Genomic DNA, 23,540 nt, shown 5'->3' with positions numbered 1-23,540 from the left:
AGGCGCAGCCGTCTTCAGCTGGAATGCGTGAAAAGAAACGTCAGGCGGGCTTCTGGGTGGCCGAGATCGTCACCAGGTCGCCGTCGATGGTCAGCGCCACGTCCATGCCGGCCGCCCGGGCGATCAGGCCGGTGTAGAAGGGCTGGATGCCGTGGGCGTCGACGGTGCCGCTCTCGGGCGCTCCGGCCAGCAGCCCCGGCACGGAGTGCGGGATGCGGGCGTTGATGCCCTTGGCGGCGACCACGAAGGTTCCCTTGTCGTTCTCCACCGTCATGGTGACGTCGATGACGCCGCCGCGCGGCACCGCCGTGGTGGCGATGACCAGGAGGTTGAGGAGCAGCTTCACCTGGTTCTTGGGGAGCAGGACGCGGGGCGCGTTCCAGGTCAGGGTCGTGCGGTCGTCCTGGATGAAGCCGCGCGCCACCTGCTCGGCGTCGCCGGTGTCGATCGCCGCGCCGGCCGAGCCGGCAGCCCCGAAGGCGAGGCGGGCGAATTGCAGCCTGGCGGAGGCCTGGCGCGCGCTCTTCTTGATGAGGTCCTGCGCGAAGCCGCGCATCGACTCGTCTTTCTCGTCCTCGAGCACTTCGAGCCCGTTCACGATGGCGCCGACAGGGCTGATGACGTCGTGGCAGACCCGGCTGCACAGCAGCGCCGCAAGGTCGAGTGCATCGAGAGTGATGGCCGTCATGACAAGTCTCCGCCGTCCCCAGCCGAATCGGCGGAAGCCGCAGACTAGGCGAATACACCGGGAACGCCGATCACGGAAGGCGGACGAAAGCCGGAGCCCCGACGCGGAGCCGGGCCTTCAGGGGCCGATCTCCTTCAGCACCTGGGGCCAGGCCCTGTCCGCCGCCGCGGGGCCGCCCTCCTGGAAGAAGCGCGCGCGGGCCTCCTCGGAGCGGAACAGGAACAGCCTGTCCCCCTCGACGCTGTAGACCGTGGGATCGGACGCGACCGCGAAGCCCCTGACGACGCTGTCGGCGTCGTAGCCCCCATAGGCGGGCGCGAAGACCTCGGGGGAGCGCCGGAACTCCTCGCGGTTGGCCTGCGTGGCGAAGCGCCAGGTTGCGCCGCCCCAGTCCAGTTCGAAGGCTTGCACGCCTGGCCGGGCCGCCCTGTCGACGAAATAGGCCACCGGGTCGTAGCCATAGAGCGCGATGCCCGACATCTGGTCCGCGAGCACGCGCTGCGTGGTCAGGCCGTATTCGAAGGCGCGCGCCGGAGCGGCCCAGCCGGCGGCCAGCGCCAAGGCCAAGATGGCGGCGCGAAAGGGCCTTGTCTGCGTCATACTTCGCCCGGACTGTATCATTGTTTTGATTCGGTCACTCTGCGGCCGCCCGGCCGCATAGCATGACGACGCTTGCGGTTGCGTTGACGGCGTTCAGGCTGCGGCGCCTAGCCGCGCGCGGCGGGAGGTTTTCATGATCATCAGCATGCGCCGCATGGCGCGCGCCCTCGCCTTCGCGCTGGCCGCCCTGGCCCTGGCCGGGACCGCCGCCGGGACCGCGGCCGCCCAGGCCCGCCGCACGGCCGTCCAGCCCGAGGCCTATTCGCCGGACGAGCTGGTCAATTCCGGGCACCGCTTCTTCGGCAACATCACCCGCGGTCTGGCGCTGACCATCGAGGAGGCGACGCGCCGCTGGGGCCAGCCGAACGGCTACATCCTCGGCCAGGAGGGCGGCGCCGCCTTCGTGGGCGGCCTGCGCTACGGAGAAGGCGTGCTCTACACCCGCAACGCGGGCGACCGCCGGGTGTTCTGGCAGGGGCCGTCCTTCGGCTTCGACTTCGGCGGCCAGGGCGCCCGGACGATGATGCTCGTCTACAACATGCCGGCCACCGACGCGATCTTCCAGCGCTTCGGCGGGCTCGACGGCTCCGCCTATGTGGTCGGGGGCTTCGGCATGACGGCGCTGGTGGCCGACCAGATGGTGGTCGTCCCGATCAGTTCGGGCGTGGGCGCCCGGCTCGGCGTCAATGTGGGCTATCTGAAGTTCACGCCCGCCTCGACGTGGAACCCCTTCTGAACCCTGCCGTTCCCCACCGGGACGGTTGCGGACCGGGTGTTCGGTTGCGGAATGATGATGGAATCCGGCTTGGAAGGGAGCGCGCCGTCATGCGATGCTCCTGCACCGAGTTTGAGTGAGGGGGCCCTCGGCGGTGATCGAAACGATCATGGTGTTCGCCCTGGGCTTCCTGTCGGCGGCCCTGCTTGCATTGCTTGTCCTTCCCGCGCTGTCGCGGAGGGCTGAACGTCTGGCGCGGCGACGCGTCGAGGCGCGCCTACCGCTGTCCATGGCGGAGATCGCCGCCGAGCGCGATCATCTGCGCGCCGAGATCGCCGTCGAGGCGCGCCGGATCGAACTCAAAAGCGAGGCCGCCGCCCGGGCGAGGGCCGACGACATGGCCGAGCTCGGACGGCGCGCAGTGCTGATCGCCGACCTGCAGGCCGACGTGGTGAGCCGCTCCAACGCCATCGCGGGCCTCGAGCGGGACCTCGGCGCCGCCCGGCAGGCCATCGAGGCGATGTCGGGCACGCTGGAGCGCACCGGCGCGGACCTGACGCTGGCGAGCGAGGAGCTGCTCGTGCGCCGCGCCGACCTCGCGACCCTGCAGGGCGAACACGGCCGCCTTCAGGAGACCGCCGAGGAGCGCCGGCTGGTCATCTCGACGCTCGAGACCTCGATCGAGAGCCTGCGGGCCCGCATCTCCGAACTGGAGCGCACCCTCTCCCACGCCCAAAGCGCCATCGTGGCCAAGGACGACCGGCTCGACCAGCTCGATCAGGCCCGGGCCGGTCTGGAGGCGCAGCTGGCCGCGCTCGCCCAGGAGAAGGCCGAGGCGGACGCGCGCCTGGAGGCGCTGCAGGCGCAGCACGCCCGCACGGCCGAGGACCTGGCGGCGCTGCGGACGGAGCACGCGGCCGCCCGCGAGGCGCTGGTGAGCGCGACCGACCGGGTCGAGGCCGAGAGGCGGGCCGAGGACGAGCGGCAGAGGGCCAAGGCCGAGGACCTCTCCAACGCCGTGGAGCGGCTGCGGGCCGAGAAGGCCGCGGCCGACGGCGCGCTGGAGCGGACCCGGAACGAGCGCCGCGCCCTGCAGCGCGAGCTGGAGGCGTTGCGGAAGGTCGAGCCGTCTTCCGGGACGGCGGCCGAGGAGGAGCCGCGGCTCTCCGCGCCGGACCCGTCCCGGCCCGAGCGCCGGCGCGCGCGCCTCACGACTGTCGGATCCGAGCCAGCCAAGCCGGCGGCGTCGGGTTAACCGAGCCTCCGCAGACCCTCGTCCTGTTCCCCAGGCGACATATGATGTCGCCAAGCGAACGGCTTCGTGATCCAATCGGGCCGAAGCTGAATACGTGATGTCGCTGAGGGGAAACGTCACGATGTTCCGGACTCCATCTTTGTCGCCTGGCGGCGAGACGCCCGCACCAGCTCCGTCCGGCGTGGCGCCCGGCGGGACGCAGGAGAGCGTGCACACCTTCGGGTTCCTGATGGTGCCCGACTTCTCGATGATCGCCTTCACGTCCGCCATCGAGCCCCTGCGGCTGGCGAACCGCTGCTCCGGGCGCATGTTGTATGGCTGGCGCATCTTCTCGCCGGACGGCAAGCCGGTGACGGCCTCCAACGGGATCAGCGTCGCGGTCGACGGCAGCTATGCGGATGTGGGCCCCATGCCGGCCGTCGTCGTCTGTTCCGGGATCGACGTCCACCGGTTCGAACACCGCGAGCTGATCGCCAAGCTCCGGACGCTGGCCTTCTACGGCGTCCAGATCGGAGCGGTCTGCACCGGCACGCATGTGCTCGCCAAGGCGGGACTCCTGGGCGGCCGCAAATGCACCATCCACTGGGAGAACAACGACAGCTTCCGGGAGGAGTTCTCGGACCTGGAGGTCACCCAGGAGCTGTTCGAGATCGACCGCAACCGCTTCACCTGCGCGGGCGGCACCGCCGCCATCGACATGATGCTGTCGATGATCGCCAAGCAGAAGGGCGCGGACATCGCCGCGCAGGTCACCGACCAGCTCATTCACCACCGGCAGCGCGACGCGCATGAGCGCCAGCGCATGGAGCTGAGGGCCCGCCTGGGCGTCGCCCATCCCAAGCTGCTGGCCGTGGTGTCGGAGATGGAGAAGAGCCTGGAGACGCCGCTCTCCTGCTCCGAGCTGGCCGACGAGGTCGGGCTGTCCACCCGCCAGTTGGAGCGGCTGTTCCGCAAATACATCGGAGAGGCGCCGACGAAATATTATCTCAGCCTGCGGCTCAACCGGGCCCGCTTCCTGCTGCGCCAGACCTCGATGCCGATCCTGACCATCGGGCTCGCCTGCGGGTTCGTCTCCGCGTCGCATTTCTCCAAGTGCTACAGCGAGCATTTCGGCCGCACTCCCTCGCATGAACGGCGGGGCTTGCAGTGACGCCGGCGCGGGCGACGGGCTCGTGCCTGTGCGGGGGCGTGAGCTTCACCATCGAAGGGCCGCTCAGGGGCGTCGTCGTGTGCCATTGCGGCCAGTGCCGCAAGACGACCGGCAGCCGGGTCGAGGCCACCAAGGCGCGGACGGAGCACATCCGCTTCACCTCAGATGCGACGCTGACCTGGCACACCTCCTCGGCCGAGGCGGCTCGCGGGTTCTGCAGCCGCTGCGGCGGCAACCTGTTCTGGCGGCGCACCGGCGCCGAGGCGACCAGCATCATGGCGGGCGCGCTCGACCCTCCGACCGGCCTGAAGGTGATCCGCCACATCTATTGCGACGACCGGTCGGATTATGACGAGATCACGGACGGCAAGCCCTGCTACGGCGGCGCCTCGCCCGAGGGTCTCGACTGAGCCGTCGCGCGGTCGGCGCTGACGCATTCTGGCCAGAACAGGACGGATCGGCTCGCGGGCGGATCGCGGGCCGCGTCCAGAATGCCGGCCGAGACCGGGCGATGCGGCCGGGGCGGGGGAGCCGGAATGGCCACAGATCTGGAGATCGCCCGGGCGGCGAGGCTGAAGCCGATCGGCGAGATCGCGGCGGGGCTGGGCGTGCCCGAGGACGCCATCCACCCCTATGGCCGGCACATCGCCAAGCTGGGATTTCCCTTCATCGAGAGCCTGCGCGACCGGCCGGACGGCAAGCTGATCCTGGTCACCGCCATCAGCCCGACGCCGGCCGGCGAGGGCAAGACCACCACCACGGTGGGCCTGGGCGACGCGCTCGGTCGGATCGGCCGCAAGGCCATGATCTGCCTGCGCGAGCCCTCGCTCGGGCCGTGTTTCGGCATGAAGGGCGGGGCGGCCGGCGGCGGCTACGCCCAGGTCGTCCCGATGGAGCAGATCAACCTGCATTTCACGGGCGACTTCCACGCCATCACCTCCGCCAACAACCTGCTGGCGGCCCTCATCGACAACCACGTCTATTGGGGCAACGAACTCGGCATCGACCCGCGCCGCATCGCGTGGCGCCGCGTGCTGGACATGAACGACCGGGCGCTGCGGGAGATCGTCAGCTCGCTGGGTGGGGTCGCCAACGGCTATCCCCGCGAGGACGGGTTCGACATCACGGTGGCGTCCGAAGTGATGGCGGTGTTCTGCCTGGCCCGGGACCTCGCCGACCTCGAGGAGCGGCTGGGCGCCATCATCGTCGGCTACACCCGCGACAAGGCGCCGATCACGGCGGCGGCCCTGAAGGCGGCCGGCGCGATGACGGCGCTGCTCAAGGACGCGCTGCAGCCCAACCTGGTGCAGAGCCTGGAGGGCACGCCCGCCTTCGTGCATGGCGGGCCTTTCGCCAACATCGCCCATGGCTGCAATTCGGTGGTGGCGACCCGCACCGCCCTCAAACTGGCCGACTATGTGGTGACGGAAGCCGGCTTCGGGGCGGATCTCGGGGCCGAAAAGTTCTTCGACATCAAGTGCCGCAAGGCCGGCCTGAACCCCTGCGCGGCCGTGGTGGTGGCGACCGTGCGGGCGCTCAAGATGCATGGCGGCGTGGCCAAGGACCATCTCGGCCCGGAGAATCTCGAAGCGGTCCACAAGGGCCTCTCCAATCTGGGCCGTCACCTGCACAATGTCCGGCGCTTCGGCGTGCCGGCGGTGGTGGCCATCAACCGGTTCGGGACCGACACCGAGGCGGAGCTCCGGCTGATCCAGGACGCCTGCCGCAACCAGTTCGGCGTCGAGGCCGTGGTGTGCAGCCACTGGGCCGAGGGCTCGAGGGGCGCGCAGGAACTGGCCCAGCGCGTGGTGGAGCTGGCGGAGGCGAGCCGTCCGCTGGACGGGCGCGGCTTCCAGCCGCTCTACGCCGACGAGTTGCCGCTCTGGGACAAGATGCGGCTGATCGCGACGGAGATCTACGGCGCCTCCGAGATCATCGCCGACCAGTCGGTGCGCAACCAGTTCCGCGATCTGCAGGGGGCCGGCTTCGGACGCCTGCCGATCTGCGTGGCGAAAACGCAGTATTCTTTCTCCACCGACCCGAACCTGCGCGGCGCCCCGACCGGCCATGTGGTGCCGATCCGGGAGGTCCGGCTGCGGGCGGGGGCGGGCTTCCTGGTGGTGATCTGCGGAGAGATCATGACCATGCCGGGCCTGCCCCGGACGCCATCGGCGGAGCACATCCGGCTCGACTCCGCCGGAGAGATCGAAGGGCTGTCGTAGCGGATGCCAGGACCGACGCAGGACGAGGCGTTCGACTATGTGATCGTCGGCGCGGGATCGGCCGGCTGCGTGCTCGCCAACCGGCTCAGCGAGGACGGCCGCGCCACCGTGGCCGTGCTGGAGGCGGGCGGCGGCGACCGCTCCCCCGTCATCCAGATGCCGAGCGCGCTCTCCATCCCGATGAATTCGCCGCGCTACGACTGGCGCTACGAGAGCGAGCCCGAGCCGCATCTGGGCGGGCGCGTGCTGCACGTCCCGCGTGGGCGGGTGCTGGGCGGGTCCTCCTCGATCAACGGCATGGTCTATGTGCGCGGCAACGCGCAGGACTTCGACGGCTGGGCCGAACAGGGGGCGACCGGCTGGGACTACGCCCGGGTGCTGCCCTATTTCCGGCGCGCCGAAACGCGGGAGGAAGGCGGCGACGCCTATCGGGGCGCGGATGGGCCCCTCCACACCAGCTACGGGCCGATGAAGAACCCGCTTTACCGGGCCTTCATCGAAGCCGCCAAGCAGGCCGGCTACGCCCAGACGGACGATATCAACGGCTATCGCCAGGAGGGCTTCGGCCGGATGGACCGCACCATCCACGCGGGCCGGCGCTGGAGCGCCGCCAACGCTTACCTGCGCCCGGCGATGACCCGGCCCAATGTCCGGGTCACGCCGCACGCCATGGCGACGCGTGTCCTGTTCGAGGGGCGGCGCGCCGTCGGGGTCTCGTATCGGGTCGGCGGCCCAGGCGGACCCGAGCGGCAGGTGCGGGCGCGGCGCGAGGTGATCCTGGCGGGCGGCGCCATCAACTCGCCGGCGCTCTTGAAGCTGTCGGGCGTCGGGCCCGGGGCGGAGCTGGCGGGGGCGGGCGGGCCGGTGCTCGTCGACCGGCCGGGGGTCGGCGAGAACCTGCAGGACCACATGGAATTCTACTTCCAGGTCGCGAGCCGGCAGCCGATCACGCTGTATTCGTCCATGAGTCTCTGGTCCAAGGCCCTGATCGGGCTGCGCTGGCTGGCCTTCAAGGACGGGCTCGGGGCCACGAACCATTTCGAGAGCTGCGGCTTCATCCGCAGCCGGGCGGGCGTGCGCTGGCCGGACATCCAGTACCACTTCCTGCCGCTGGCGATCACCTATGACGGCAGGAGCCTCGCCAGTGCGCACGGGTTCCAGGCGCATGTGGGCACGATGCGGTCCAAGAGCCGGGGCCATGTGCGGCTGCGCGGTCCTGACCCCTTCGCCAAGCCGGTGATCCGCTTCAACTACATGAGCCATCCGGACGACTGGGAGGAGATGCGCGCCTGCGTGCGGCTGACGCGCGAGATCTTCGCGCAGCCGGCCTTCGAGCCCTATCGCGGGGAGGAGTTGCAGCCGGGGGCCGACGTAGTCTCGGAAGAGGCGATCGACGCCTTCCTGCGCGACAAGCTGGAGAGCGCCTACCACCCTTGCGGCACGTGCCGGATGGGCGCGGCGGACGACCCCATGGCGGTGGTGGACCCGGACCTGCGGGTGATCGGCGTCGAGAACCTGCGCGTGGCGGACACGTCCGTGTTCCCGATCATCACAACCGGCAACCTCAACGCGCCCGCCATCATGCTGGGCGAAAAGGCCTCGGACCTGATCCGCGGCCGCGAGCCGCTCCCGGCCAGCAACGCGCCGGCCTTCATTCATCCCGAGTGGGAGACGGCGCAGCGGTAGGGCGGCGGCGCGCCCCCTCTCCCTGGAACAGGGAGAGGGCTGGGGTGAGGGTGGTCCGATCAGGCTCGATGTCGGCTGCGAGTCTTACGACATGCCGCTCTCTCCCTGTTCCAGGGAGAGGGGACGCTCGGCGCCTTCGCGCTTAATCTTCTTCGCTTCGGCGCAGAACGCCCTTCAGGGCGTCCCGCACGCCGATCGCGCCGACGAAGCGGTCCTCGGCGTCGAAGACCGCCACGGGCGCGGCGTTGCGCTGCATGGCCAGCATGACGTCGCGCAGGGGCGTGTCCTGGCGGGCCCAGAAGGCGAGGGCGGGATGCTTCAGCCAGCTCGCCGGGTCGGAGTTGCAGTCCTGCCACTGCGCCGGGGCGCCGTCGCGCTCGCAGGCCGTGACCTTGCGGCCGGCGTCGACCTGGAAGCGCGTCGTGCGCCGCCGGTCCAGCCAGACGCAGCCGTCCCCGGCGCTCTCCAGGTCGCGCGCGTCGCGCATGACGTTGTAGGCGGTGAGCACGTTCAGCGGGTTCACGTGGGCCACGAATTCGCGGACATAGTCGTCGGCCGGGCGCAGCACGATGTCCTCGGGCGTGCCGAACTGGACGATGCGGCCGCTTTCCATGATGGCGATGTGCTGGCCGATCTTGAGCGCCTCGTCGAGATCGTGGCTGACGAACAGGATCGTCTTCTTCAGGTTGCGCTGGAGATCCAGCAGCTCGTCCTGCAGCTTGGTGCGGATCAGCGGGTCGAGCGCCGAGAAAGGCTCGTCCATGAGCAGGATGTCGGCGTCTGTCGCGAAAGCGCGCGCCAGGCCGACGCGTTGCTGCATGCCGCCCGAAAGCTCGCTGGCGTAGCGGTCGGCCCAGGCGTCGAGGGCGACCATCCTGAGCTTCTCGGCGACGATGCGGTCGCGCTCGGCCCAGGGCACGCCGCGCAGCTCCAGGCCGAAGCCGACATTCTCGGCCACGGTGCGCCAGGGCAGCAGGGCGAACTGCTGGAACACCATGGCGACGCTGGTGGTGCGCACGGCCCGCAGCGTGTCGGCGTCGATGGAGGCGACATCCACCATGCGGCCGCCGTGCCGGACCAGCACCTCGCCGCGCGTGACCTTGTTGAGGCCGTTGACGGCCCGCAGCAGCGTCGACTTGCCGGAGCCGGACAGGCCCATGAGGACGCAGATCTCGCCTTGCCGGACGGCGAGCGACGCCCCGGCGACGCCCAGCACCTGGCCAGAGGCGGCCTGGATCTCGGCGCGGGTCCGGCCCTCGTCGAGGAGCCGCAGCGCCTCCTTGGGGCGGTCGCCGAAGATGATGTCGACGTTGCGGAACTCGACCGCCGTGGCGCTCGCCTCCATGCGTCAGCTCCCCCGCCGGCGTTCGGGCTGCTTGAACAGCCGATCCAGCACGATGGCGAGGATCACGATGGCGAGGCCGGCCTCGAAGCCCATGGCGACGTTGACCGAGTTCAGCGCCCGCACCACGGGCTTGCCGAGGCCGTCGGCGCCCACGAGGGCGGCGATCACCACCATGGACAAGCTGAGCATGATGCATTGCGTCACGCCCGCCATAATGGTGGGCAGCGCATAGGGCAGCTCCACCTTCCACAAGAGCTGGCGGCGCGTGGCGCCGAAGCTCTCGCCGGCCTCGACGAGCTGGGTAGGGACGGAGGACACGCCCAGATAGGTGAGCCGGATGGGCGCCGGCAGGGAGAAAATCACCGTGGAGATCAGGCCCGGCACGACGCCGAGGCCGAACAGGATCAGGGTGGGGATCAGGTACACGAAGGTCGGGATGGTCTGCATCAGGTCGAGCACAGGGCGGATGGCCGTGTAGAGCCAGGCCCGGTGAGCCGCCGCGATGCCGATCGGGACGCCGATCAGCACGCAGGTGAGCGTGGCGAAGAGCACCAGCGAGAGAGTCTCCATGGTGGGCTTCCAGTAGCCCAGGTTGACGATCAGCGCGAAGGCGAGAGCGATGAAGAGGCTCAATCCCCAGGAGCGGTGCAGCGCGTAGGCCATGCCGGCGAACGCCAGGATCAGCACAACGGGTGGAAACCACAGCAGCGCAGCCGTGAAGGCCATGATCACCGCGCCGAGGCCGAACGAGATGGCGTCGAAGATCGCCTGGGCGTGGTCGTTCAGCGCGCCGACGGCCGCTTCCATCCACTTGCCGAGCGGGATCTTCTTGTCGGCCCCGGTGAACCAGCTCTCCATGGCGCGCTCTTTCTACCTCCGCGCCGTCATCCCCGGCGCGCCCAAGGCGCGGGAAGGGGATCCAGAGCAGCGTCACACCGGCCCTGGATCCTCTTCCCGACCTGCTGCGCAGGTCGCCGGGGATGACGGCTCCGCCGTCACTTCACCCCGAGCGCGGTCTTCACGGCCGCCAGCCCGGGCTTGCCGTCCAGGGTCGTGACGTCCTTGAGCCAGCCGTCCAGTACGGCGGGGTTCTTCTTCAGCCAGTCTCCGGCGGCCTTGTCGGCCTCCTGCTTGTCGAACAGGATCGCGCCCATGATCTCGTTCTCCATCTGCAGGGTGAACTTCAGGTTCTTCAGCAGCTGGCCGACATTGGGGCACTCGGCCGAGTAGCCGGCGCGCGTGTTGGTGTAGATGGTCGCGCCGCCGAGGTCCGGGCCGAAGATGTCGTCGCCGCCGGCCAGGTACTTGATCTGGTACTTGGTGTTCATCGGGTGGGGCTCCCAGCCCAGGAACAGGATCGGCTCCTTGCGGCGGGTGGCGCGCTCCACCTGGGCGAGCATGCCCTGCTCGCTCGACTCGACGAGCTCGAAGCCCTTCACGTCGAACTTGTTGTCCTTGATCATGTCGAGGATCAGCCGGTTGCCGTCATTGCCGGGCTCGATGCCGTAGACCTTGCCGGCGAGCTGCGTCTGGAACTTGGCGATATCCCCGAAGGTCTTCAGCCCGGCGTCATAGGTGTAGGCCGGAACGGCCAGCGTGTACTTGGCGCCTTCCAGGTTGACCCCGACGACCTCGACGGACTTGTCGTCCACATAAGGCTTCCGGTCCGCCTCCATGGTGGGCATCCAGTTGCCCAGGAACACGTCGATGTTCTTGTTCTTCATGGAGGTGTAGGTGACCGGCACCGCGAGCACGTCTGTCTTAGTCGTGTAGCCAAGCCCCTGCAGCACCAGGGATGTGGCCGCCGTGGTGGCGGTGATGTCGGTCCAGCCGACGTCCGAGAAGCGGACGGTCTTGCAGGACGCGGGCTCGGCCGCGGCGGCGAGCGATGCAGTGGCCAGAACGGCTGCGGTGGAAATGGCGAAACGGCTGAAACGCATCGGGTGCTCCAATCGGCTGAACCGCCTCGAGCGCGGCGGTGGGCGCATGGTGGATCACAAACCTGTCATGGGAAAGGGGCGGGCGCGTCGGCGAGCGTGGGGCGAGCCTTTCGACCATGCCGGGTATCGCTACAGTGGCGGCTATCGTGGAAGCGCTCAAAACCGCGCAACTCACTCCGTCATCCCCGGCGGCGCGCAGCGCCGGGAAGGGGATCCAGGGCAGCCGCGCCCATGGCCTCTGGATCCCTTCCCGACCTGCTGCGCAGGTCGCCGGGGATGACAGCGCAGTGGAGAGCTACGCTTCAGTGCGTTGCGTCCGGCATGGAGGCCTTCTTGCGCTCGATGTACTCGCGCAGGGCCTCGTCGACGCCGGGGTCGATCGGGGGCGCCTCGTATTCGGCCAGGGTCTTTTTCCAGAGCGCGTTGGCCCGCTGGGGGGCGTCGAGGCGGCCCTCGGCTTCCCACTGCTCGACGGAGTTGTTGTCCGAGATGCTCGAGCGGTAGAACGCCGTCTCGAAATTCGCCTGGGTGTGGCCGCAGCCGAGGAAGTGGCCGCCCGGCGCGACCTCCTGGAAGGCCTGCATGCCCTGGCCGTTCTCGGAGAGGTCGATGCCCTTGGCCAGCACGTGCATGGCGCCGAGCTGGTCGCAGTCCATCATGAACTTCTCGTAGGAGGAGGCGAGGCCGCCCTCCATCCAGCCCGCGGCATGGAGCACGAAATTCGCGCCCGCGTGGATCGTCGGCACGAGCGTCTGGGCGCTCTCGTAGGCGGCCTGCGCATCCGGGATCTTGGAGGCGCAGAGCGAGCCGCCGGTGCGGAAGGGCAGGTTGCAGCGGCGCGCCAGCTGGCCCGCGCCGTAGATCGCGAGCGCCGCCTCCGGGGTGCCGAAGGTGGGCGCGCCCGACTGCATGGAGAGCGTCGACACGAAGGTGCCGAAGATGACGGGCGCGCCGGGGCGCACGAGCTGCGTGAAGGAGACGCCGGCCAGCACCTCGGCCAGCACCTGCGCGAGCGTGCCCGCCACCGTGACGGGGCTCATCGCGCCCGATAGGATGAACGGCGTGATGATGGTCGCCTGCATGTTGCGGGCGTAGACCTCGGCCGCGCCCAGCATGGTGTTGTCCCACACCATGGGCGAGTTGGCGTTGATCAGGCTGGTGCAGACCGTGTTGTCGCGGACGAACTCCTCGCCGAACAGGATCTTGCTCAGATTGACGGTGTCCTGCGCCCGGTCCGGATGCGTCACGGAGCCCATATAGGCTTTGTCCGAGTAGCGCATATGCGCGTAGACCATCTCGAGATGGCGCTTGTTGACCGGCAGGTCGACGGGCTCGCAGACCGTTCCGCCCGAGTGGTGCATGTAGGGGCTGGCATAGGCCAGCTTCACGAAGTTCTGGAAGTCCTCGATGGTGCCGTAGCGGCGGCCCTTGTCGATGTCGTGCACGAAGGGCGAGCCGTAGACGGGCGCGAACACCGTGTCCTTGCCGCCGATATGGACGCTGCGCTCCGGGTTGCGGGCGTGCTGGACATAGTCGCTCGGGGCGGTCGCGATCAGCTTGCGGGCCAGCCCACGGGGAAAGCGCACGCGCTCGCCCTGGATGTCGCAGCCGGCGTCCTTCAGGAGCTTCAGCGCGGAGGGGTAGTCGCGGAAGTCGATGCCGACCTCCTGCAGGATGGTTTCGGCGTTGCGCTCGATGATCTCCAGGCCCTCGGCCGAGAGCACGTCGGTGAGGGGGATGTTGCGGCTGATATAGGGGATGGACGCGGCCGAGCGCTGGGCCCGGGCGGCGCGGCGGGCCTCGCGCCCACGCCGCGCCTCGCGGGGGTTCTGGACCTCTTCGCTCATGCCGTTCCTCGCCTGCTCGCGCGGCCCGCCGGGGATGCGGCCCGATTTGCGTCAGGCTAGGCTCGGGATGCGACCTGTCCTCGCACGGGGGCGGCGCTGAGTTGTCCGGCGGCGACCGAGACCTTCTCCCCGTTACGGGGAGAACGCAGCGCGAAGCGCCGGATGAGGGGAGCGGCGGCGCCACCCTCACCCCAGCCCTCTCCCCGTCCCGGGGAGAGGGGCCCTATTGCGGCTGCGGCGCCGGGCGAGCCCTTCTCCCCGGTACGGGGAGAAGGTGGCGCGAAGCGCCGGATGAGGGGAGCGGCGCCACTTCACCCCATCCCTCTCCCCGTCCCGGGGAGAGGGATGCGATGGCGCGCATCCGACAGTCGGGGTCGGCAGGCGGTGAGCCGCTTGCGCCGCGGGCCTCGACAGTCGAGGCTGCAGCGTCGGCCGGGCCGGCGCGTCGGTTCAAGGCTCGAAGGAAACAGGACCATGAAAACACACGCGCGCGTGGTCGTGATCGGCGGCGGCGTGGTGGGCGTGTCGACGCTCTATCACCTGGCCCGCAAGGGCTGGTCCGACGTGGTCCTCATCGAGCGCAAGGAGCTCACCTCGGGCTCCACCTGGCACGCGGCCGGGCTGCTGCCGCTGTTCAACATGAGCTACTCGGTCGGCCAGCTGCACAAATACTCGGTGGGGCTCTACAAGACCCTGGAAGAGGAGACGGGCCAGAATGTCGGGTTCCGGCAGGTCTCCAACATCCGGCTCGCCCGCACGAAGGCGCGCTGGGACGAGTTCATGTACTACGCCGGCGTCGCCAGGACGATCGGCGGCATCGACGTGAACGTGCTCACGCCCGCGCAGGTCAAGGAGATCTGGCCGCTGTGCGAAACGGACGGGATCCTGGGCGCGATCCAGCATCCGCAGGACGGCTATATCCAGCCGGCCGACCTCACCCAGGCGCTGGCCAAGGGCGCGCGCAGCCGCGGGGCCGAGATCCACCGCTACACAGCCGTGCTCGGCATCGAGCCGACGCCCTCCGGCGAATGGCTGGTGAAGACCGACAAGGGCGACATCACCTGCGAGCACGTCGTGTCGGCCACCGGCAACTTCGCCCGAAAGACCGGGCAGATGGTGGGCCTCGACGTGCCGGTGATCCCGGTCGAGCACCAGTATATCGTCACCGAGCCGCATCCGGCCATCCAGGAGCGGAAGCGCCAGGGCCTGCCCGAGATGGGCGTGCTGCGCGAGAGCGACAGCTCCTGGTACATGCGCGAGGAGGCCGGCGGCCTGCTGCTGGGGCCCTACGAGGTCGGCGCGCCCTGCTGCTACGTGGACGGGCCCGACGCGCAAAGCGAATACGAGCTCTTCCAGGAGGACCTCGACCGGCTCGCGCCGCACATCGAGACCGCCATCACGCGGGTGCCGGCCTTCGGCGAGGTCGGCATCAAGAAAGTCTATAACGGCGCCATCGCGTATACGCCGGACGGCAGCCCTATCGTGGGTCCGGCCTGGGGGCTGAAGAACTTCTGGCTGAACGAGGGTCACTCCTTCGGCGTCACGGCGGCGGGCGGCGCCGGCTGGCAGTTGGCCGAGTGGATCGTGGACGGCGAGCCGACGGTGGACATGATGGGCGTCGACCCCCGTCGCTTTGGCCCCTACGCGTCGCGCGGCTACCTCCGCGAGAAGAACGAGGAGGCCTACGCCAACGTCTTCACGACGCACTATCCGGACGAGGAGCGCGCCGCCGCGCGGCCGCTTCGCCAGACGCCCTGCTATGACCGTATGAAGGCGCTCGGGGCCGTGTTCGGCTCCGTCTACGGCTGGGAGCGGCCGGGCTGGTTCGCGCCTCCGGGGTACGAGGTCCCGGCGAACGAGCTCAACGTCGACGACGTGCTCACCAACGAGAACCACGCGCCGGCGACCAGCGACGGCAAGGTGAGGGAGCGCTGGAGCTTTCGCCGCTCCAACTACTTCCCGTTCGTCGGCGAGGAATGCCGCAACGTGATGGAGAATGTCGGCCTGCAGGACATGTCGGCCTTCGCCAAATACGTCGTGAGCGGCCCGGGCGCGGAGGCCTGGCTGGACTCCATCCTGGCGAACCGCATCCCCAAGAAGGTCGGCCGCATGGCGCTCACGCATCTGCTGTCGCAGAACGGCGGCGTGCGCTGCGAGTTCACGGTGTTCCGCGACGGCCCGCAGAGCTTCTACCTCGTCGGCGCCGGCGCGTTCGAGCGGCACGACTGGGACTATCTGCAGAAGCTGCGCCCGCGCGACGGCTCGGTCGACCTGCAGAAGGTGACGACCCAGTACGGCGTGCTGGTGCTGGCGGGCCCGCGCTCGCGCGAGGTGCTGCAAAGCCTCACGGACACGGACCTGTCGAACGGGGCTTTCCCTTGGCTGTCCGGGCAGACAATCTCAGTCGGCGCAGCCTCGGCGCGGGCGCTGCGCGTCAACTTCGTGGGCGAGCTCGGCTGGGAGCTGCATCACCCGATCGAGATGCAGAACTACATCTTCGACAAGCTCATGACGGCCGGGAAGCCCTTCGGCATCCGGCCCTTCGGCATCAAGGCCATGGACAGCTTGCGGCTGGAAAAAAGCTACCGGCTGATCCCGCGGGAGCTGTCGATCGAGTATTCGGCGCTCGAATCTGGGCTCGACCGCTTCGTGCATCCGAACAAGGGCGCGTTCATCGGGCGCGACGCCCTGGTGGCCTGGCGCGAGAAGGGGTTCAAGAACCGTTTCGTCACCCTGGAGGTGCATGGCGTCACCGACGCCGACGCGCGCGGGTCGGAGCCGCTCTGGCTCAATGGCGAGCTGATCGGCCGCTCCACCTCGGGCGGCTATGGCTGGCGCTGCGGCAAGTCGCTGGCGCTCGGCATGGTGCGGCCCGACCTCGGCGAACTCGGGCAGGAGCTGGAGATCACCATCCTGGGCGAGAAGCGCCGCTGCACGGTGGTGGAGGAGAGCCCGTTCGACCCGCAGAACGAGCGCTTGCGGGCGTGAGCCGCCTCGTCGTCGGGATCGACACCGGGGGCACCTATACGGACGCGGTCGTCGTGGACGCCGGCGCGCGGCGGGTGCTGGCCAAGGCCAAGGCGCTCACCACCAGGGGCGACCTCGCCATCGGCGTCGGCGAGGCGCTCGACCGGGTGCTGGCGGAGGCCGGGGAGGGCCGGCCGGGTGGGCTGACGGGAACCGAAATCGCGCTGGTGTCGCTCTCCACCACGCTGGCCACAAACGCCATCGTGGAGGGGCATGGCTCGCCGGTTGCCGCGATCCTGATCGGCTTCGACGACGCCATGGCGGAGCGGACCGAGATCGCCCGGGCCCTGCCCGGCACACGCATCGGGCGCATCGCGGGCGGGCATGACCATGGCGGCGCGGAGGCTGCGCCGCTGGATGTTGTCGCGCTGGAAGCGTTTCTCCGGGAGACGCGGGACAGCGTGGGCGCTTTTGCGGTGGCTTCGCAGTGGTCCGTGCGCAATCCCGCGCATGAGCGGCGGGCGCGCGACATCGTGGAGCGGGTCACCGGCCGCCCGGCGACGCTGTCCAGCGAGCTCGCGCATGCGCTGGACGCCCCGCGCCGGGCGCTCACGGCGGCGCTGAACGCGCGCATCATCGGGGCGATCACGGCCCTGATCGGGGCCGTGCGGGCCGCCATGGCGCGCCACGGGATCGCGGCCCCGCTGATGGTGGTGAAGGGCGACGGCACGCTGGCGTCGGCCGAGGCCGTGGCGCTGCGGCCCATCGAGACGATCCTGTCCGGGCCCGCCGCCAGCGTGATCGGGGCGAAGTTCCTGTGCGCCCTGTCGGACTTCGTGATCTCGGACGTGGGCGGCACCACCACGGACGTCGCCGTGCTGGAGAACGGCTGGCCGCGGCTCGACCGCGAGGGCGCGCAGGTGGGCGGCCGGCGCACCCTCGTGCGCGCCATCGCGATGCGCACCTTCGGGCTCGGCGGCGACAGCGAGGTCACGGTGGACGCCCGCAACCGGGTCGCGCTGGCGCCCGGCAAGGTCGTGCCGCTGGCGTTGCTGGCGCAGCGCCATCCGGACGTGCTGCGGCGGCTGGAAGCGCAGCTCAACGATCCGGAGGGCGGGCCCTATGCGGGCAAGTTCCTCCTGCGGCCGTTCGGCCGCGCCGGCGCCGATGCGGTGGAGGCGGCCGGGCGGGAGCGCGACATCCTGGCGGCGATCGCCGGCGGACCGCGCCCGATGGGCGACGTCATCCATGGCCCGCTGCAGCAGAAGGCGCTCGCGCGGCTGGTCAGCGCCGGCCATGTCGCGGTTGCCGGGTTCACGCCGAGCGACGCCGCGCATGTGCTCGGACTGCAGGGCCAGTGGTCGGCCGAGGGCGCGCGGCTCGGCGCGCTCGTGCTGGAGCGGCGGCTGCGCATGGCGGGGCCGCTCGGCCCGGCCGAGGCCGACGCGGCCGCGCGGCGCTTCGCCGGGGAGGTGTTCGACGCCATGGCGGGCAAGTCCGCCCGCGTGGTGATCGAGGCGCTCGCCGGGGAGCCGCTGGACGGCGACGCCGCCGGGCTGGTGGACGCCGTCGCGGGCGGGCAGGGGCCCTGGCGCAATTTGCGCGTCTCGATCGGCCCGGTCGTCCCCGTGGTGGCGGTGGGCGGTCCCGCGCCCGTGTTCTACCCGGAGGTCGGCCGGCGGCTTGGAAGCGAGGTCGTGCTGCCGGAGCATGGCGACGTCGCCAACGCGGTGGGGGCGGCCGTGGGGGTCGTGAAAGCGCAGGCCGTGGTGGACGTCTCGTCCTCCGGCGTCGGCGCCTACCGCATCCACGCGGAGGGCGAGCCCATCCCGATGGGCGATCCCGGCGAGGCGCTGGCGCGGGCCCGGGAGATCGCCGTCGAGATGGCCCGCGCCCGGGCGGTCGCGATGGGGGGCGGCGGGGCGGAGATCGACGTCCATGTCGACCGCGTCGACCTGCCCGGCATGGAGGGCGACCGCGGGCTCGTGGCCGCGACGGTCGTGGCCGAATGCTGGGGCGCGCCGCTGGCGGAGTGACTTGCGGGCGACAAAGCCCAAGCTAGGCTGTGGCGCCCGGCGCGCCGGAGGGGAACCCGAATGATCTCCACGCTCGATCGCATTCCGACGATGATCCAGGGAGAAGGCGCCCTGGCGCAGATCGGCCCGCAGGCGGCCGCGCTGGCGGGCGCCGGGGCAGCCGTTCTGCTGGTCGCCGATCCGGGCCTGAAAGCCTCCGGCATGGTGGACGAGGCGCTCGCGGCGTTGCGGGCCGCTGGCCTCTCGGCCGTGCTCTTCGACGACATCAAGAGCGATCCGACACACGCGCAGGTGGACGCCGGGGCGGCGCTGGCCCGGGAGGCGGGCGCGCGCGCCGTCGTGGCGCTCGGCGGAGGCTCGGCGATGGATGCCGGCAAGCTGATCGCCGCGGTCGCGGGCTCGCCCGTGCCGGCCATGAGCTACGCGCTCTGCGCCGCGCCGCTGCCGGCCGGCGGCCTTCCGACAATCTGCGTCCCGACCACTTCCGGCACCGGTTCGGAGACCACGCGGGTCGCGATCGTGAGCGGACCGGACGGGTCCAAGCAGTGGTTCTGGGGCGACGAACTCAAGGCCGCGCGCATCATCCTGGATCCCGTACTGACGGTCGGCCTGCCGCCTCACCTCACGGCCGCCACCGGCATCGACGCGCTGGTGCACGCCATCGAGGCCTGCACCAACGCCAACGCCAACGCGGCCAACGACGTCTACGCGCATGCGGCGATCCGGCTGGCCGCCGCCAATCTGGAGCGGGCGGTGAGCCATCCGGGCGACCTCAAGGCGCGCGCCGGCATGCAGCTCGCGGCGGCGTTCGGCGGCGTCGCGATCGACAATTGCGGCACCGCCATCGGGCACAATATCGGGCACGCGCTCGGCTCCCTGCGGCCGATCCACCATGGCCGGGCGGTCGGTTGTGCGATGGTGGCGACCCTGCCCTGGAACGTGGTCGGCGACGACGGGCCCTTCGCGGCGGTCGCGGCCGCCATGGGCGAGGCGGCGGACGCCGCCCGCGTGCCCGTCGCGTTTGAGCGGCTGATGCGCGCCACGGGCGTGACCATCTCGCTCGCGCGCGAGTGCGAGGGCGTCACCCCGGCCATGCTGGCCGCCCAGATGCGCCGGCCCGAGAACGAGGCCATGCGGCGCTCCAACCGCAGGCCCGTGACGGACGCCGACATCGACGCCTTCGCGGCCATCGTGCTGAGCCAGGGGTGAGGCGGCCATGAAGATCACCGGCATCGAGATCACCCAGCACCGGCTCCAGTACGACCCGCCCTTTCATGCGAGCTGGGACACGAAGCCGCGGACGTCGTTCGACGCCACGATCGTGCGCGTGCACACGGACGAGGGGCTCACGGGCGTCGGGTCCGGCGACCTCATGGTCGGCTTCGCCGGCCACGAGCACCTCTTCATTGGCCAGGACCCGCTCGCCATCGAGCGGCACTACCGGGTGCTGGAGAACATCCAGTTCCACTATGGCCGCTGCTGGCCGCTCGACCTCGCGCTGTGGGACCTCGCTGGCAAGATCGCGGGCCTGCCCGTCTACAAGCTGCTGGGCGGGCTTACCGACCGAGTTCGCGCCTATGCATCCTCGGGCACGCTGCGCGATCCGGCGGCGCTGGCGGAGGCGGCGGAGGGCTACATCGCGCAGGGGTTCCGGGCGCTGAAGATCCGCTTCCACCGCGGCGACTGGCGCAAGGACATCGCGGCGCTCGAGGCCGTGCGGGCGCGGGTGGGAACCAAGCTCGAGCTGATGGTGGACTGCAACCAGGGTTGGCGCATGCCCTGGGATACTTATCCGGCCTGGTCGCTGAAGGACGCGCTGCCGGTTGCGAAGGAGCTGGAGCGCCTCGGCGTCTACTGGATGGAGGAGCCGCTGCACCGCGCCGACCGCGAGGGCATGCGGCGGCTGCGCGAGATGACCTCCGTGCGGATCGCCGGCGGCGAGATGACGCGCGAGCTCTACGAGTTCCGCGACCTCATCGCCGACCAGTGCCTGGACGTGGTGCAGCCGGACGCCGCGCTGGTGGGCGGGATCACGGGGCTGCGCCGGGTCGCCGCGATGGCGCAGGCCGCGAAGCTCGTGTTCACGCCGCACACCTGGACCAACGGCATGGGGGTGACGGCGAACGCCCACCTGGTCTGCGGGCTCACGGAGGGCGTCTACCTGGAATATCCGTTCGACCCGCCCGAATGGGGCCTCGACCGCCGCGACTACATGATGGCCGAGCCCCTCAGGGTGGACGCGGACGGCTGGATCGTGATGTCCGACGCTCCCGGTTTGGGCTACGCGCCCGACGAGGGGCGGCTGGCCGCGACCCGCGTGGGGTGAGTCAGAATCAGGCTGAGACGTCCACGAGCGCGCCCTCGCGGGGCGGGGCCGGAGGCTCGTCCCCTGTCGGGAACGCGTCGTCGCGCGCCAGCGAGCCGCCCAGCGTGACGGCGGGATCCCGTCGCGCGCCGGACAGGTCCTTGGCCTGAGCGTCGTTTGCGACGGGTTCCTTGGCGTTCGGATCCTCGCCACGCTTGGCCTTGGCGATGTCGGCGCAATCCGTGCAGGCGTAACCGTTGACGATGGTCAGGGACATGCGAGGGCTCCACGCCAGGTCGCCGACCGTGACGCAGCCCTCCCTAACGGCGGGTTGAGGCCCGCCTTCCTCTCCGGAATGTGATCCGCCGCGCTCAGAGCCCGGCGGCGCGCGCCTCCCCGGGGGCGGCGACCGGGATGCCCTCTGCGGTGTACTCGTTCAGCTTGTTGCGCAGCGTGCGGATGCTGATGCCCAGGATCTTGGCCGCGTGGGTGCGGTTGCCGAGGCAGTGGTCGAGGGTGTCGAGGATCAGCTCGCGCTCCACGTCCGCCACCGTGCGGCCGACGAGCGCGCGGGCGGTGGCCTCGGCGGTCTCCAGAGCGCGGGCGGCGGGGTCGCGGGGGGCGTGGCCGAAGGCCTCGCCCTCGGGCGTCAGGATCGCGTCGGTGCCGATCTCGTCGCCCGTCGCCAGCAGCACGGCGCGGTGCAGCGTGTTCTCCAACTCGCGGACATTGCCGCGCCAGGGATTGGCCAGCAGGGCGCGCTTGGCGTCCGGCGACAGCGAGCGCACCGGCACGCCGTTCACGTCGGCGTACTTGCGGACGAAGTGGTTGGCGAGCTCCAGGATGTCCTGCGTGCGCTCGCGCAGGGCCGGGATCCTGAGATTGACGACGTTGAGTCGGTAGAGCAGGTCCTCCCGGAAGGTCCCCTTGCGGACCTCGTCGGCGAGGTTGCGGTTCGACGTCGCCACGATGCGGATGTCGACCGGCACCGGCTTGCCGCCGCCGACGCGGTCGATCACGCGCTCCTGGATGGCCCGCAGCAGCTTGGCCTGCAGCCGCACCTCCATTTCGGAAATCTCGTCCAGCAGCAGCGTGCCGCCGGTCGCTTCTTCGAACTTGCCGATGCGGCGCGCCACCGCGCCCGTGAAGGCGCCCTTCTCGTGGCCGAACAGCTCGGATTCCAGCAGGGCGTCCGGGATGGCGGCGCAGTTGACGGAGATGAACGGCTTGTCGCGGCGGTTCGAGCGGCTGTGCACGTAGCGGGCGATGACCTCCTTGCCGACGCCGCTCTCGCCCGTGATCAGGATGGAGGCCTCGGAGCGGGCGATCTGGTCGGCGAGCCTGACGACGCGCTGCATGGCGTCGTCGCGGAAGACGAGCGCGCGCGTGTCGCGCGAAACCGCCTCCAGCACGGCCGCGATCATCTCCGGATCGGGCGGCAGGGGGATGTATTCGCGCGCGCCCGCCTGGATGGCGGCGACGGCGGCGCGGGCGTCCGTGCCGGTGCCGCAGGCCGCCACGGGCGTGCGGATCCGCTCCGCCTCGAAGGCGGCGACGAGGTCGCGCACCGAGAGCGAGACGTCGATGATGACGAGGTCCGCGCCCTTGGCGCGCATCACCATGAGGGCCTGGTCGACGCTTTCGGCGTTGGTGACGCTGGCGCCGCGGTCGATGGCGATCTTGGTCGCCTGCGAGAGCGCGCCCTTCATGGCGCCGACGATGAGAAGCCGCATGACCTGATCTCCTACCGGTCGGCCTTGATGATTTCGGTCATGGTCACGCCCAGGCGGTCTTCCACGAGAACGACTTCGCCGCGCGCCACGAGGCGGTCGTTGACGAAGATGTCGATCGCCTCGCCGACGCGCCGGTCGAGCTCCAGCACGGTGCCGGGGCCCAGCCGCATCAGTTCGCCGACCTCCAGGCGCGTGCGGCCCAGCACGGCCGAGACGTTCACCGGGACGTCGAAGACGTGCTCCAGGTCCTCCGCGCCCTTGCCGGTGACGTGTTCGTCCCGGCTGGGCAGGCCGCCCTCGTCGGCGAAGCCCAGGTCGAGGTCTCCGCCCTTCAGGTTGGGGAGAGGGATGTCGTCGGGTCCCGGCATCGCGGCGCGCTCCGATCAGGTTCTGCGAAAGCCGGCCGCGCCGACATGGCGCTGGATTGCTTCCGCGATGCTGCGTTCAAGGGCGTCGATGTCGCGGCGAACGCCGCCATCGGCCCATTCGATGGTGAAGTCGCCATGCGGCACGCCGTCCTCGCCGAGGACCACGATGCGGCCGTCGAAGCCGCGTTCGAGCGCCTTGCGCTCCAGCGCGGCCTTGGCCTGGTCGACGAAATCGGGCGCGACGCGCACGACGAGGTGGGGCGCGCCGGTCAGCTGCCGGAAGCAGTCGGCGGCGGCCTCCTCGAGGGGCGCCAGCGGCTCGCGGGCGATCAGGTCTCCGGCGAGCTTGCGGGCGAAGACGAGCGAGAGTTCGGCCGTCTCGCGCTCGAAGCGGCGGGTCTCGTCGTCGAGGCGCGACAGGATCGCGGCCGCCGCGCCGGCGACCTGCTCCATCGCGTGCGACAGGCGCATGGCGGCCTCCTGCTCGGCCTCGCGGCGGCCGTCGAGGCGCCCCCGCTCCCAGCCGGCCTGCTCGGCCTGCTGTAGGCGCTCGACGTCGGCCTGCCGGCGCAGGCCCTGGCTGCGGCGGTCGGATCCGAAATCCTCGTCGAAGGCGAATTTCTGGGCCTGCGCGGTCATGGGCGTGGGTCAGGCCGGCTGCCGCGCGGGGCGGGGGAGGACAG

The 23,540-nt window shown here is 70.5% G+C and carries 20 protein-coding genes; 10 read left to right on the top strand and 10 right to left on the bottom strand.

Annotated features, from left to right (window positions below):
- Positions 1 to 40 precede the first annotated feature (40 nt).
- On the bottom strand, positions 41 to 688 hold the full coding sequence (chpT, locus tag ACYVO7_RS06705) for a histidine phosphotransferase ChpT (protein WP_460449044.1): 648 nt from the start codon (positions 686 to 688) through the stop codon (positions 41 to 43).
- A gap of 117 nt (positions 689 to 805) precedes the next feature.
- Positions 806 to 1,288, bottom strand: coding sequence for a YHS domain-containing (seleno)protein (locus ACYVO7_RS06700; protein WP_460449043.1), 483 nt, complete (start codon positions 1,286 to 1,288; stop codon positions 806 to 808).
- Between the two features lie 133 nt (positions 1,289 to 1,421).
- Between ACYVO7_RS06700 and ACYVO7_RS06695 the strand changes: the two genes are divergently transcribed.
- The 6 genes from ACYVO7_RS06695 (at position 1,422) to betA (ending at position 8,316) form a co-directional block, all read left to right on the top strand.
- Positions 1,422 to 2,024: a DUF1134 domain-containing protein gene (locus tag ACYVO7_RS06695; protein WP_460449042.1), complete on the top strand. Its 603-nt coding sequence runs from the start codon at positions 1,422 to 1,424 to the stop codon at positions 2,022 to 2,024.
- 133 nt (positions 2,025 to 2,157) lie between these two features.
- Positions 2,158 to 3,258, top strand: a complete 1,101-nt coding sequence (locus tag ACYVO7_RS06690; protein WP_460449041.1) for a hypothetical protein — start codon at positions 2,158 to 2,160, stop codon at positions 3,256 to 3,258.
- A gap of 229 nt (positions 3,259 to 3,487) precedes the next feature.
- Entirely contained in the window at positions 3,488 to 4,408 is a 921-nt protein-coding gene (locus tag ACYVO7_RS06685; RefSeq protein WP_460449137.1) for a GlxA family transcriptional regulator, read from the top strand.
- Positions 4,405 to 4,818, top strand: coding sequence for a GFA family protein (locus tag ACYVO7_RS06680; RefSeq protein ID WP_460449040.1), 414 nt, complete (start codon positions 4,405 to 4,407; stop codon positions 4,816 to 4,818). The genes ACYVO7_RS06685 and ACYVO7_RS06680 overlap by 4 nt, the downstream gene beginning before the upstream one ends.
- A 126-nt stretch (positions 4,819 to 4,944) precedes the next feature.
- Positions 4,945 to 6,630, top strand: coding sequence for a formate--tetrahydrofolate ligase (locus tag ACYVO7_RS06675; RefSeq protein ID WP_460449039.1), 1,686 nt, complete (start codon positions 4,945 to 4,947; stop codon positions 6,628 to 6,630).
- Between the two features lie 3 nt (positions 6,631 to 6,633).
- Positions 6,634 to 8,316: a choline dehydrogenase gene (gene betA, locus ACYVO7_RS06670; protein ID WP_460449038.1), complete on the top strand. Its 1,683-nt coding sequence runs from the start codon at positions 6,634 to 6,636 to the stop codon at positions 8,314 to 8,316.
- Between the two features lie 142 nt (positions 8,317 to 8,458).
- Here the strand turns inward: betA and choV are convergent, their stop codons facing one another.
- From choV to ACYVO7_RS06650, 4 genes are all read right to left on the bottom strand, one after another.
- The gene (gene choV, locus ACYVO7_RS06665; protein ID WP_460449037.1) at positions 8,459 to 9,661 is read right to left on the bottom strand and encodes a choline ABC transporter ATP-binding protein; all 1,203 of its coding nucleotides are present in this window, start codon (positions 9,659 to 9,661) and stop codon (positions 8,459 to 8,461) included.
- Between the two features lie 3 nt (positions 9,662 to 9,664).
- On the bottom strand, positions 9,665 to 10,519 hold the full coding sequence (gene choW, locus ACYVO7_RS06660; protein WP_460449036.1) for a choline ABC transporter permease subunit: 855 nt from the start codon (positions 10,517 to 10,519) through the stop codon (positions 9,665 to 9,667).
- Positions 10,520 to 10,656: 137 nt separating this feature from the next.
- Complete coding sequence (locus tag ACYVO7_RS06655) at positions 10,657 to 11,601, bottom strand: choline ABC transporter substrate-binding protein (protein WP_460449035.1); 945 nt, start codon at positions 11,599 to 11,601, stop codon at positions 10,657 to 10,659.
- 302 nt (positions 11,602 to 11,903) lie between these two features.
- A complete protein-coding gene (locus ACYVO7_RS06650; protein WP_460449034.1) occupies positions 11,904 to 13,448 on the bottom strand; it encodes a trimethylamine methyltransferase family protein in 1,545 nt (514 codons plus the stop codon).
- Between the two features lie 474 nt (positions 13,449 to 13,922).
- Here ACYVO7_RS06650 and ACYVO7_RS06645 point away from each other — a divergent pair, with 474 nt between their 5' ends.
- From ACYVO7_RS06645 to ACYVO7_RS06630, 4 genes are read left to right on the top strand one after another with little or no spacing between them, the layout of a single operon-like run.
- Entirely contained in the window at positions 13,923 to 16,436 is a 2,514-nt protein-coding gene (locus tag ACYVO7_RS06645) for a GcvT family protein (protein WP_460449033.1), read from the top strand.
- A complete protein-coding gene (locus ACYVO7_RS06640) occupies positions 16,433 to 18,451 on the top strand; it encodes a hydantoinase/oxoprolinase N-terminal domain-containing protein (RefSeq protein ID WP_460449032.1) in 2,019 nt (672 codons plus the stop codon). Before ACYVO7_RS06645 ends, ACYVO7_RS06640 begins: the two co-directional genes overlap by 4 nt.
- 60 nt (positions 18,452 to 18,511) lie before the next feature.
- The gene (locus tag ACYVO7_RS06635; RefSeq protein ID WP_460449031.1) at positions 18,512 to 19,660 is read left to right on the top strand and encodes an iron-containing alcohol dehydrogenase; all 1,149 of its coding nucleotides are present in this window, start codon (positions 18,512 to 18,514) and stop codon (positions 19,658 to 19,660) included.
- Positions 19,661 to 19,667: 7 nt separating this feature from the next.
- Positions 19,668 to 20,777: a mandelate racemase/muconate lactonizing enzyme family protein gene (locus ACYVO7_RS06630; protein WP_460449030.1), complete on the top strand. Its 1,110-nt coding sequence runs from the start codon at positions 19,668 to 19,670 to the stop codon at positions 20,775 to 20,777.
- Between the two features lie 7 nt (positions 20,778 to 20,784).
- On the opposite strand, the gene ACYVO7_RS06625 is transcribed toward ACYVO7_RS06630, so the two are convergent.
- The 4 genes from ACYVO7_RS06625 to ACYVO7_RS06610 form a co-directional block, all read right to left on the bottom strand.
- Positions 20,785 to 21,033, bottom strand: coding sequence for a hypothetical protein (locus tag ACYVO7_RS06625; protein ID WP_460449029.1), 249 nt, complete (start codon positions 21,031 to 21,033; stop codon positions 20,785 to 20,787).
- 94 nt (positions 21,034 to 21,127) lie between these two features.
- Positions 21,128 to 22,489 (bottom strand): sigma-54-dependent transcriptional regulator FlbD, encoded by a 1,362-nt coding sequence (gene flbD / locus ACYVO7_RS06620; RefSeq protein WP_460449028.1) that lies wholly within the window; start codon positions 22,487 to 22,489, stop codon positions 21,128 to 21,130.
- A gap of 11 nt (positions 22,490 to 22,500) precedes the next feature.
- On the bottom strand, positions 22,501 to 22,857 hold the full coding sequence (gene fliN / locus ACYVO7_RS06615) for a flagellar motor switch protein FliN (RefSeq protein WP_460449027.1): 357 nt from the start codon (positions 22,855 to 22,857) through the stop codon (positions 22,501 to 22,503).
- Between the two features lie 15 nt (positions 22,858 to 22,872).
- A complete protein-coding gene (locus ACYVO7_RS06610) occupies positions 22,873 to 23,496 on the bottom strand; it encodes a FliH/SctL family protein (RefSeq protein ID WP_460449026.1) in 624 nt (207 codons plus the stop codon).
- Positions 23,497 to 23,540: the final 44 nt, after the last annotated feature.

This window comes from Alsobacter sp. SYSU BS001988 (genome assembly GCF_054796215.1).
The sequence above is the reverse complement of the archived record's forward strand: the minus strand, read 5'-3'. Positions and strand labels throughout refer to the sequence as shown.